This window comes from Mucilaginibacter gotjawali (genome assembly GCF_002355435.1).
Classification (GTDB): domain Bacteria; phylum Bacteroidota; class Bacteroidia; order Sphingobacteriales; family Sphingobacteriaceae; genus Mucilaginibacter; species Mucilaginibacter gotjawali.
Genome location: NZ_AP017313.1, coordinates 4,409,652 through 4,421,213, shown reverse-complemented (window position 1 = coordinate 4,421,213; position 11,562 = coordinate 4,409,652). Strand labels below are relative to the sequence as shown.

The 11,562-nt window shown below is 44.8% G+C and carries 12 protein-coding genes and 1 pseudogene; 10 read left to right on the top strand and 3 right to left on the bottom strand.

All coding sequences use genetic code 11. The annotated features are described in order from the left end of the window. The first annotated feature begins 19 nt into the window (after positions 1 to 19). The 4 genes and pseudogenes from MgSA37_RS19450 (at position 20) to MgSA37_RS19430 (ending at position 1,716) form a co-directional block, all read left to right on the top strand. Complete coding sequence (locus MgSA37_RS19450) at positions 20 to 226, top strand: hypothetical protein (protein ID WP_096354266.1); 207 nt, start codon at positions 20 to 22, stop codon at positions 224 to 226. Further along, positions 223 to 662 (top strand): annotated as a pseudogene (locus tag MgSA37_RS29790) (PIN domain-containing protein). Before MgSA37_RS19450 ends, MgSA37_RS29790 begins: the two are co-directional and overlap by 4 nt. A gap of 7 nt (positions 663 to 669) precedes the next feature. After that, a complete protein-coding gene (locus MgSA37_RS19435) occupies positions 670 to 867 on the top strand; it encodes a YwbE family protein (protein WP_096354261.1) in 198 nt (65 codons plus the stop codon). A 156-nt stretch (positions 868 to 1,023) separates the two neighbouring features. Continuing rightward, positions 1,024 to 1,716 (top strand): DUF1345 domain-containing protein, encoded by a 693-nt coding sequence (locus tag MgSA37_RS19430; RefSeq protein WP_096354260.1) that lies wholly within the window; start codon positions 1,024 to 1,026, stop codon positions 1,714 to 1,716. Between the two features lie 116 nt (positions 1,717 to 1,832). On the opposite strand, the gene MgSA37_RS19425 is transcribed toward MgSA37_RS19430, so the two are convergent. Continuing rightward, on the bottom strand, positions 1,833 to 2,753 hold the full coding sequence (locus MgSA37_RS19425; protein ID WP_096354258.1) for a DUF72 domain-containing protein: 921 nt from the start codon (positions 2,751 to 2,753) through the stop codon (positions 1,833 to 1,835). A gap of 108 nt (positions 2,754 to 2,861) precedes the next feature. On the opposite strand from MgSA37_RS19425, the gene MgSA37_RS19420 reads away from it, so the two are divergent. Continuing rightward, the gene (locus tag MgSA37_RS19420) at positions 2,862 to 3,359 is read left to right on the top strand and encodes a DUF6790 family protein (RefSeq protein WP_096354257.1); all 498 of its coding nucleotides are present in this window, start codon (positions 2,862 to 2,864) and stop codon (positions 3,357 to 3,359) included. Positions 3,360 to 3,398: 39 nt separating this feature from the next. Here MgSA37_RS19420 and MgSA37_RS19415 read toward each other — a convergent pair whose 3' ends face one another. Then, on the bottom strand, positions 3,399 to 5,018 hold the full coding sequence (locus MgSA37_RS19415) for an amidase (protein ID WP_096354255.1): 1,620 nt from the start codon (positions 5,016 to 5,018) through the stop codon (positions 3,399 to 3,401). A gap of 133 nt (positions 5,019 to 5,151) precedes the next feature. Between MgSA37_RS19415 and MgSA37_RS19410 the strand changes: the two genes are divergently transcribed. Genes MgSA37_RS19410 through bla form a run of 4 tightly spaced genes read left to right on the top strand, consistent with a single transcriptional unit; the run spans position 5,152 to position 8,436 of the window. Next, a complete protein-coding gene (locus tag MgSA37_RS19410; protein WP_096357607.1) occupies positions 5,152 to 5,415 on the top strand; it encodes an autorepressor SdpR family transcription factor in 264 nt (87 codons plus the stop codon). Positions 5,416 to 5,424: 9 nt separating this feature from the next. Then, positions 5,425 to 6,093, top strand: a complete 669-nt coding sequence (locus tag MgSA37_RS19405; protein WP_096354253.1) for an SdpI family protein — start codon at positions 5,425 to 5,427, stop codon at positions 6,091 to 6,093. Next, positions 6,090 to 7,526 (top strand): alpha/beta hydrolase family protein, encoded by a 1,437-nt coding sequence (locus MgSA37_RS19400; RefSeq protein WP_096354252.1) that lies wholly within the window; start codon positions 6,090 to 6,092, stop codon positions 7,524 to 7,526. The genes MgSA37_RS19405 and MgSA37_RS19400 overlap by 4 nt, the downstream gene beginning before the upstream one ends. Before the next feature lie 16 nt (positions 7,527 to 7,542). Then, positions 7,543 to 8,436, top strand: a complete 894-nt coding sequence (gene bla / locus MgSA37_RS19395) for a class A beta-lactamase, subclass A2 (protein ID WP_096354250.1) — start codon at positions 7,543 to 7,545, stop codon at positions 8,434 to 8,436. Positions 8,437 to 8,616: 180 nt separating this feature from the next. Here bla and MgSA37_RS19390 read toward each other — a convergent pair whose 3' ends face one another. Beyond that, complete coding sequence (locus MgSA37_RS19390; protein WP_096357605.1) at positions 8,617 to 9,018, bottom strand: endonuclease domain-containing protein; 402 nt, start codon at positions 9,016 to 9,018, stop codon at positions 8,617 to 8,619. A gap of 470 nt (positions 9,019 to 9,488) precedes the next feature. Between MgSA37_RS19390 and MgSA37_RS19385 the strand changes: the two genes are divergently transcribed. Continuing rightward, positions 9,489 to 11,369, top strand: a complete 1,881-nt coding sequence (locus MgSA37_RS19385; RefSeq protein WP_096354249.1) for a CocE/NonD family hydrolase — start codon at positions 9,489 to 9,491, stop codon at positions 11,367 to 11,369. Positions 11,370 to 11,562: the final 193 nt, after the last annotated feature.

Here is an 11,562-nt window from a genome sequence, read left to right as displayed (position 1 = left end):
TATTTTATTATATTTGTGTATGGTGATTGAAAACGCAAATAAGGACAAAATAACAATTACAATTCCATCTTCTATTGATAGGTTTGGCCTGCAACGTATTATAGATTACCTGAAATATCTCGAACTAACGTCGAAATCCAAAGCTACCCAAGCCGACGCCGATAAATTGGCCGAAGAGACCAACTCCTCCTGGTGGGAGGCGAATAAATCAAGATTTAATAAGTGAAAATCATCGTCGATGCCAATATTGTTTACAGTGGTATCTTGAACTCTAACGGAAAAATTGGCGATCTGTTGATTAATTCCCAAAAGTATTTTAAGTTTATTTCACCTGAATTTTTGCGGCATGAAATCAGATCTAAATATGAGAAAATTGCCAGGCGTCAGGTACGAGCCTTGAATCAGTTATGGAAACAGAATATTTGGTTTGTAAAGACATTAACTTTATCTCGGAGGAGCAAATCAACCACGAGTTTTGGGATGAGGCATTTGATCTGGTGAAAGATATTGATTTGAAGGATATTCAATATGTTGCGTTCGCCAAACAATTTAAATGTAAGATTTGGTCGGGCGACAAAAAACTGACGACTGGTTTGAGGAGCAAGGGCTTTGATAAGATAGTCACCACTAATGATCTGGTGTCAATAAGAGACAAAAAATAAATTAGCTATGCACGGAAGAAACCGCGAAGACATTTACCCCGGCGTTGAAGTTGACATTATCCTTAAAAAAGATCAGCGTTCGGGAAAAAAGACCCGGGGGATAGTAAAAGACCTGCTCACCAGCTCGCCGTATCATTCGCGCGGTATTAAGGTGAGGCTGGAAGACGGCCAGGTTGGCCGCGTTGCCGAAATTATTGAAGAATAATTCGTTGTTAATAACCCCTGGTTCATCGCCTTTTGACAAATTACGCAGTAAAACCGATTAAAATCTTTAATTTCACTATAATTGCTATGATTTATGGTCCATCGACCATGGACTAATTCAAACCATTAACCATCAAAACTGTTAACCCATTGAATTATGACCAAAACTATAAAAGCAGACAAAAGACTTTTTTTTCGGCTGGATGCCCATTACCGTGTATTGATCGCGCTATTTGTAGGTGCAATAGTTTTCGTATATAATTTTAACCGGACGTCGCCCCCCGCACTGGCCCTGGTAACCTGGATCGGCTGTGCGCTAACCATTATCCTGCTTGATTGGATCATCATCCTTTCGTCGCACCCGCTCGAGGTGAGAAAAATTGCCAAATTGCAGGATTCAAGCCGCACGCTGCTCTTTGTGTTTATTTCAGCTGCGTCAATTGCAAGCCTCGTGGCAATTATATTTCTCCTGAAATCAACCAAAGGGCTGCCGGAAGCGGTTAAAGCCAGACATATCCTGCTGGCGATTGGCGCCGTATTAATTTCGTGGTGGCTGCTGCATACTATATTTACATTGCGTTATGCACACTTGTACTATGATGAAAATACCGATGTGGATGGTGAGTTCAAAGGGATTGGCGGACTTCAGTTCCCCGGCAAAGATCAGCCGGATTACCTGGAGTTTGTTTACTTCTCGTTTATTGTGGGTATGACATTCCAGGTGTCCGATGTCGAAATATCCTCGCGCCGGATTCGCCGCGTTTGCCTGATGCACTCGCTGATGTCGTTTGCATTTAATACGGCTATATTGGCCTTAAGTATCAATGTAATTTCGGGAATGGTATCTTAGTCTGAACTCGAATTTTTTGAATTTGTCGAATTCATAGAATTATCAGGAGATTAGATATCTATTGCATCTAAAAATTCCGGTAATTCTTTAATTCGAAAAATTCGAGTTCAGACAAACTATGCAAACAACCCTTCTTTATCATCATCCAAAAAATGAGGACGTTTAAGGCTCAGCCCTAGTTCCTGATTGATTTGTTTTACCACATAATCCACCAGCCTGGGCGAAAATTCCTCTTCGTGCTGGTGCATTAAAAACCAAACAGATTGCAGGCCCATTTGCTGCCATTGTTTAATGCGTGCCACCCATTCATCAACTCGGGTATAGTCGGTAGGGTGGAGGCCATTGCCCACAAAACGGATAAAGGCATGTGGTGTTGGCAAAGTCATATGCACAACATCCCTGCGGCCCGAAGCATCGGTTATTACCGCGCCGATTTTAAGCTCATGCAGCAGGTTGAATATGGCATCCCGGTTTTCTGCGTTAGCAAACCACTCTTTATGCCTCAACTCCAGAAATACAGGTACATCTTTTGGAATATGTTCAAGGTAAGCTTTCAGATCAGGCAGGCTTTTTGGGGTAAAGTTATCACCTACCTGTAAAAACAGCGGACCCAGGTTTTCGCCGAAAGCCATAATGCCTTCGTAGTATTTGGTAGTGATCTCATCCGCGTTTTTTAACCTGCGGATATGCGTAATACTTTGCGAAAACTTGGGGCAAAACTTAAAACCCGGGTTTGGCGCAGCCTTTTCCTTCCATTTTAAAATAGTTTCGGGCCCGTAAATATTATAAAAAGTGGCATTCAGTTCAATACAATCAAAATGCTTTACATATTCATCCAAAAAATTAGCCTCTTTGGTTTTAGGCGGATAGATCTGGCCCACCCATTCTTTGCGGCCCCATTTGGCGCAGCCGACATGTACCTGCAATGGCTGGTCGCCCTTAGCTTCTTTTAAGGTAGTAATAGTTAACTCAGGGTCAGGGGGAAGCGTAAAATCTACGTCTGCCAGTTCTTCGGGTTTTACACGGCCAAATTCCATATCAGTTTGCAGTTTTAAGTTTACGGTGTGCAGTTTCGTGTTGCAAATTAAGTAAAACTTTACTCATCTTTGGGTACCTGTTATCGTAAACACAATTATTTATGCCACATGAAAAAGGAAACCGCCAACAAGGGTTTTAGTAAAGGCTATTTTGCTGTTATCATGTTATTGATGTTACTATTGCCAATAATATCCATTGCTATTGATACATATTACAATCCCGATATGGCTTTGATGGCATTAACCGGTAAGTGGTTTGTTTTTTGGGCCATAGGCGTAAGGTTATTTACCGCAGGGCTAAGGCAGGCTGCGAAACCCGCCTTTACCGCACAGCATATCTTCCATATTAACGATGCAGGCAGCCAGGTAATTGTCAGGGAATTAGGCTTTGCTAATGTTTGCATGGGGCTCATCGGGATACTTTCCATACTTCTCCCTGGATGGTGCCCGGCAGCTGCATTTGTCGGTGGATTGTATATGGGAATTGCCGGAGTTCATCATATCATAAAAAAACCAGCCGGCGCCAATGAGGTGATAGCGATGGTTTCGGATCTGTTTATTTTCCTGGTGATGGCTATTTACCTTTATTGGTATTTTGTTAAATAGGCATTACAGCTGCGAATAGATCCTCCTTTAAAGGCTCAATTATCCAACCAACGGCCCTTTAAACCTTGGCGGCACCCTTTTTTTCGATGCTTGCTCATAAGCATAAGCCTGTTTAATAATATCGCCTTCTTTATAAGCGCTGCTGATGAATGACAGGCCGACCGGTAATTCATTAAAATAACCCATGGGCACGGTAATATGGGGGTAACCTGCCATTGCCGCAGGCGTTGAAAAAGAAAATCCGTTATCATAATCGCCGTTTACCAGGTCGATACAGCAGGCAAAACCATTGGTGGGGGCTATTATGGCATCAAGCTTGTTGTCGGTCAATAACTTATCGATGGCATTTCGCGTTGTTTCGGTAGTGTTTTTTACGGCATCCAGATACTCTTTGGTATCCAGCCCGCCTTTGGTATCGGCAAGTTCAAGTGTATCCTGTTTAAAGAACGGCATGGCCGCGGCTTCATTCTGTTTGTTAAATGCAATTACATCGGCCAGCGATTTTACTTTTGAATTGGCGGTACTTAAATACTTATTCAGGCCGTCCTTAAATTCATATAGTAATACTTTAAATTCATCGTGCCCGTTTGGCTTTAGCAGTTTGTATAACTCAACCTCCACAATGGTGGCACCCTTGCTTTTCAGCAGTTCCATCGCCTCCTGAAATATCGCATCCATTGCCGGGCTAACTTTTAAACCATCCTTTTCAACCCCAATCCTTTTGCCCTGCAGCCCGTTTATATCTAAAAATTTGGCGTAATCGGCTTGTAATTTCCCTTTACTGGCAGCGGTATAGCTATCCTGCGGATCTTCGCCGGCCAACGCGCCTAATAAAATTGCGGCGTCTTTCACGGTTCGCGCCATTGGCCCGGCGGTATCCTGTGTTTTTGAAATGGGGATAATGCCTGTGCGGCTCCACAAACCAACCGTTGGTTTGATGCCGACCAATCCGTTTATTGATGAGGGCGATACAATCGACCCATCCGTTTCTGTACCTATAGCAATGGCACACAAGTTGGCCGAAGCCGCAGAACCTGACCCGGCGCTCGATCCGCTTGGGTTCCGGTCTAAAATATAGGGGCATTTGGTTTGCCCGCCACGACTGCTCCACGCGCTGGTGGAGTGCTCCGACCTGAAATTGGCCCATTCGCTCAAATTGGTCTTTCCCAGCAAAACCGCGCCTGCTGTTCTAAGCTTTTGAATAATGAAGGCATCGGCTGCCATTACATTATCTGCTATGGCCAGCGCCCCTGCAGTAGTATGCATTTTGTCGCCAGTGCTGATGTTATCCTTTATTAATACCGGGATGCCATGCAGGGGCCCGCGAATTTTTCCGGCTGCACGTTCCCTGTCCATTGCTTCAGCAATAGCCAGCGCATCCGGGTTGAGCTCAATCACCGAATTTAGTTTCGGCCCGTTTTTATCAATCTCCTCAATCCGCTGTAAATATAGCCTGGTAATCGCCACCGAGCTATATTCCCCTTTATGCATTTTCTGCTGGAGCAGATCGATGGTTATTTCATTTAAAACAAAATCGTCGGCTTTTGGGCGGGCGGGGTATCTTGTCTCAGCTGGTTGGGCAATAAATGATGTTGTGGCTATAGCTGTTATGGATAAGCCGGCCGCGGCGCCTGTTTTAATAAAATTTCTTCGTTGCATAAAGCGTTTCGTTTTGCTTCTACAAGAAACGGATTATTTGGGAGTTAATCATTATCCGCCTGAAAATTCAATAAATATTTTGTTTGTAACAAAGTATTTAGATATTTGTCTAAATATTTAAATGGAGGTTGATTTGAATTTACTGTTTAAAGCATTAAATGACCCTACCCGGAGAGAAATTTTGGAATTATTAAAGGAAAAGGACCTTACGGCGGGGGAGATAGCGGACCAGTTTAATATCTCGAAACCCAGTATTTCGCACCATCTCGACTTGCTCAGGCAGGCGGGATTAGTGGTTTCAGTAAAAGAGGGACAGTTTATTTTTTATTCTTTAAATACCACAGTTATGGACGAAATGCTGAAATGGATCATCAGTTTACAATCACAAAAAAAATAACTCATCAAAATGAAAAAGTTTACCTTATTAGATGGCGCGGCACTGGTGGTATGGTTACTGCCGGTGGTTTATATATGGATCTTATTTCCATCCCTGCCGCAAACAGTGCCGGTGCATTATGGCATCAACGGAACGGTGGACAGGTATGGCAGTAAAAACGAATTTTTAATCGGGCCCATTATATTAACAGGCGTTTCGGCACTGGTTTACCTGCTGTTGAAATTTTTGCCGGCTATAGATCCGAAAAAACAGATCAGATACGGCGAAGGTACCTTTCAGAAATTGGGCCTGGGCCTTGTGGTGTTTATGGCGGCCTTAAACATAGGCATTGCCTACGCAACAGCACATCATGGTTTCCCTATTGAAAAACTGCTGTTCCCGGTGATAGGCCTGTTGTTTGCTTTCATCGGCAATATGATGAACAGTATTAAACCCAACTATTTTGCGGGGATCCGCACGCCATGGACATTGGAAAGTGAGGATAACTGGCGGGCAACACACCGGCTGGCCGGCAAAATATGGTTTGTTGGCGGCTTGCTGATTACCATGGTCATGCTCATTTTGCCCGCGACCATTGCGACTATCCTTTTTACAAGCTTCGTTGTCATTATGGCTTTAATACCCGTTATTTATTCGTTTGTATATTTTAAAAAACACCAGGTAAATCAAAATTCATGAAAAAATTATTGTTAGCGGCCTTAGTGATTTGTTTTGCCGGTCAGCTTAAAGCACAGGATGTTACAGGTAGCTGGGTAGGCGCCATCTCTGTAAGCGGTGTAAAGCTGCATCTGGTTTTTAATATTAAAAAAACATCGGATACCAGCTACTCCTCTACGTTTGACAGTCCCGACCAAAAGGCATTTGGTATTGCCTGTAGCAGTACTTTTGTTAAAAAAGATAGCTTATTTATCGGGATCGCAATCATCAAAGGGGGGTATAAAGGTGTTTTGGCCGGAAAAGATAGCATCAGCGGAACTTTTAGCCAGGGCATCGCAAAATTGCCCCTCAGCCTAAAAAAAATAACTGGCGCGGAAAAAGCGAACTTATCAGCTGAGAAAATAAGGCCGCAAACCCCCAGGCCTCCTTATGGTTATCATAGCGAAGAGGTAGAATATGATAATGCTGATAAGAGCCAGCATTACGGCGCTACATTTACCCGGCCGGATGGTGAAGGTAAATTTCCGGCGGTAATTATCATCAGCGGGAGCGGCACACAGGACAGGAACGGTACCATGATGGGGCACCAGCCTTACTGGGTGCTGGCCGATTACCTGACTAAAAACGGCATAGCAGTTTTACGGGTGGATGACAGGGGCGCAGGCAAAAGCTCACTGGGAAAAGATATCAACCAAAAAACAAGCCTTGATTTTTCCTACGATGTGGAGGCCAGCCTTAATTACCTGGAAACAAGGCCCGAAATAGACAAAAAACAACTTGGCCTCATCGGCCATAGCGAAGGAGGAATGATTGCCCCAATGGTGGCCGCACGGCGTAAAGATGTGGCTTTTATAGTATTATGGGGAGGGCCGGGTGTTAGCGGCGCACAGATTTTGACTGAACAATCGGCCCGGGCGCTAAAGGAACAGGGGATAGACAGCACGTCGGTTGCGGCTTATAAAAAACTACACTTTAGCATATTGAGTTTGTTTGCAACTTCGGCTACACAGGCTGATCTTGACCAGCAAATTCCACCGGTTTTCGAAGCCTGGAAAAAGGATCAAACGCAAAAAACTTTAGATGCGTTAAACGTTCCCAAAGCCTCAATGGCGGATGTTTTAAAAACCTATGATGGTACCTATAATTCGGGCTGGCTGCGTTTTTTTATCAGTTACGACCCTGTCATTGCGTTAAGCAAAGTAAAATGCCCCGTTTTGGCAGTAACCGGCGGAAAGGATACGCAGGTTGACGCGGCTGAAAATTTAGGCAGGATAAAAGAGATATTAACCAAAAGCGGCAACAAAGATTTTGAGGTAAAAACTATTGCCGGGCTAAACCATTTATTTCAAACCGCTAATACCGGGGATGTTGCAGAATATGAACAAATAACCGAAACCATGTCGCCGGTAGCGATGAATATTATTTGCAGCTGGATTAAACTTCATGTCAAATAATTGCGTTATTTAGGATATGAAAAGCTTTATTCTATCTGCATTTATAGCCTTTATTTTTATTACACCTGCTTTTGCACAGTCCGGAAAAGATGCGGCACTCCGCAGCCGTATCGAAGAATTGTCAAAACCTGTTAAAGGCATCGTCGGCGTTTCTATATTAAACACAGAAACAGGCGACACGCTTTCGTATAACGGCAAAGCACGCCTTGTTTTGCATAGTGTGATGAAGTTCCCGATAGCGCTTACAGTGATGCATTTGGTTGACAGCGGAGTGTATACGTTAAGCCAGGTGATGCACATCCCCAAACGCGACCTGGTAAAAGACACCCATAGCCCGATGCGCGACAAATATCCGAAGGGCGTAGACCTACCTTTAAGTGAAATAGTAAAATACATGGTTGCCGAAAGTGATAATAACGCCTGCGACTTCCTGTTAAAAACGATAGGAGGGACAAAAACCGTTCAGGATTATATGTTGCATATTGGTATCAAAGGCATCGCCATCCGGGCGTCTGAAGCTGATATGGCATCCATGTGGGAGCTTCAATATACCAATTGGTGCAAGCCCGTTGAAATGACCACGCTGCTCGATCGATTTTACCGCGGCAAAATTTTGGCCAAATCCACAACAGATACCTTATACAAAATAATGACCGAAACTACCACCGGCCCTAACAGGTTAAAAGGTCTATTACCTTCCGGTACAGTTGTGGCCCATAAAACAGGCACATCGCCAACCAATGCCGAGGGCTTGTCTCCGGCAACAAATGATGTGGGCATTATTACTTTGCCTAATGGCAAGCACCTCGTTATTTCGGTTTTTGTTTGCAACTCCACCAATGATGAAGCCACCCGCGAAGGTGTGATCTCAAAAATTGCGAAAGCGGCGTTTGATTATTATGGTAAGTAATCGGTAACCTGACTCGGGGATGACTAGTGGGATCGACACCCGATCAGCTAACCCCTGCAGGGATTTATATTATGAAGAAGTTGAGGGCGTTGAATAAGTAGCGCCAAAAAGCCGGGCCTTGTGCGATTCCCCTCTTGAGAGGGGCGGAGGGGTGTGTTATGGATAATGCTGAGTTTTGTGTTATTCGTGTTCGGTTGGAAGAAATGCGTCAGGATCACGATTAAAAACATGCAGTTCTATAGTTCGCAAAACATCCGGCATATTTTTTCTTACCTCCTTTTCTGTAAAACGAAGAACCGTCAAGCCGTAGCTGCTCAGTTCGTTATCCCGCAAAACGTCCCGACTATCCTGTTCTTCCCAGTTGTGGTAAAGCCCATCAATTTCTATGACTAATTCGAGCTCATAACAATACAGATCAACAATGTAGTTCAATAACGGCTTTTGCCGGTGAAAATCGTACCCATAAAATTGTTTATTTTTTAGCTCGTTCCAAAGCAGTACCTCGCCTAATGTACTATCATTCCTTAGTTTTCGAGCTAACAGTTTAAGGTTTGAGTTGTAAGGGATGATTTTGCGGCGCATAAGGTTACGGTTTAGCGTATTTGATGTGAAAATAGCCAATTTCTTCAAAAAAAGAAGAAACACCCCACTGCCCCTCTCAACAGGGGAGCCCGACGCGCAGGCCGTTTTAATGCGCATGGGCCCCATGCGATTCCCATCTTGTGAGGAGCGAAGGGGTGTGTGGTTAATAATACCAGGGTTTATGCCCAATTCCTGAACGTAGAATAACACACCCCTGCCCCTCTCAAGAGGGGAACCCGACGCGCAGGCCGTTTTAGGCGCATGGCCCTGTGCGATTCCCCTCTTGAGAGGGGCGGAGGGGTGTGTGGTGAACAATGCCAGTGGTTATCCCCAATTCCTGAAATAGAATAACACGCCCCTGCCTTCCCGAGAGAGGAATCTGTCGCACAGGGCGATTGAGTTATTTCGATTCATTTCCTTTCAATCAAAAAAATCTCCATCTTTACCCTATTGACCTCACAATTATAATCATGAAGAAATTATACACCCTTGTGTTTTTCCTGTTCCCTGTTTTGGCTTTTGCCCAAAATGCCGATTCGGTTTGGCTGGTAAATAATTATACCAAAACAGAAGTAAGCATCCCGATGCGCGATGGGGTAAAGCTGTTTATTTCGGCCTACCTGCCAAAGGATAATTCGGAAAAACATCCCATCCTGATGGAGCGTACCCCTTATTCCTGTGCGCCTTATGGTAAAGGCCAGTTTCGCCCGTTTTGGGTGAACCATTTGATCCAGTATTGCAAAAAAGGCTACATCATGGTGATAGCAGATGTAAGGGGCCGATGGAATAGCGAAGGCGAATTTGCCGACGTGCGCCCTTTTAACCCCAACAAAAAAACAAACAAAGATATTGATGAGGCCAGCGATACGTATGATACCATCGACTGGATGATAAAAAACCTGCCAGATAATAATGGCAATGTGGGGGTGTTTGGGATTTCCTATCCGGGCTTTTATTCAACCATGGCCTCGTTGAGCGGCCACCCTGCATTAAAAGCCGTTAGCCCCGAAGCACCCGTTACGGATTGGTTTGTGGGGGATGATTTCCACCACAATGGTGCGTTTTTCCAGATGGATGCCTTCGCGTTTTACAAGCAATTTGGTTTTGGAGTGCCTCACCCTCGCCCGACTACTGTAGCTGCGCCAACTTATGACCCGGCAATACATGATAATTACCAGTTTTTTTTGAGCGAAGGCGCGTTGCCCAACCTTACCAAACTGGCAGGTGACAGTTTGAAATTCTGGAACGAAATGATGAACCATCCCAACCGGGATGCCTGGTGGATGGCCCGTAACGCCAGGGTTGGTGTTAAAGATGTAAAACCGGCCATGTTGGTAGTGGGAGGGGAATTTGATGCCGAAGACTGCTTTGGCGCATGGAATTTGTACAAAGCGATTGATAAACAAAGCCCTGCCACCAATAACCGTTTGGTGATGGGCCCCTGGTACCACGAGCAATGGCGCAATAACGATGGCACCCACCTGGGTAATGTGCAGTGGGGCAGCAACACCAGCGAATGGTATGCCAATAATATCGAGATCCCGTTTTTTGAATTTTACCTGCGCGGAAAGGGTTCTGTTGACCCAATCAGCAAAGCCACCGTATTTTTTACCGGCGAAAACAAATGGCACCAATTGCCGCAATGGCCGCCCGCGGATGTAACGCCAACAGATATTTATCTCGGACAAAATGGAAATTTGTCGTTTACAGCCTCTAAAACCAGCCAGCCGACATTCGATACATATATCAGCGACCCGGCAAAACCGGTGCCTTATACCCAGGATGTGCATTACAACCGCACCCGTACTTACATGACCGACGACCAGCGCTTCGCGGCCCGCCGCACCGATGTGCTGGTTTATCAAACCGATACCTTAACCGGTGATGTCACCCTTGCCGGCCCTGTAATTGCCGACCTGATGGTAAGTATCTCCAATACCGATGCAGATTTTGTGGTTAAACTGGTAGATGTTTTCCCGGATAAAGGCAGCTATAATGATGTAGATATTTATGCCGAAACTGACCCCGTTTTAAAATACCCTATGGGCGGCTACCAGATGCTGGTACATGCCGAAATTATGCGCGGCAGGTATCGTAACAGCTATTCAAACCCCGAGGCTTTTGTGCCCGGAAAACCAACCGAAGTTAAATATTCCATCCCAGATGTGGCCCATACCTTTAAAAAAGGCCACCGCATTATGGTGCAGGTACAAAGCAGCTGGTTTCCTTTGGTCGACCGCAACCCCCAGCAGTTTATTGATATTTACCACGCTAAGGATTCGGACTTTTTAAAGGAAACCATCAATATTTATCATAACCAATCAAAACTGATTTTGCCGGTAGTGAAATAATAAAGAAGGGTGTCACACTGAGGCTCTCGAAGTGCGCGCGTAAAGGCCTTTGCCCGCATGGTTCGAGTGCCTCACCATGACACCGACGCGTGGTATTGCATTTGCTTTTTTCTATATGGCTCAGGCCCTTTTTGCCGAAACGTCAACTGCAGCTTCTTTCGGACTTACGGACTTTACTGACTTTCGGACTAAC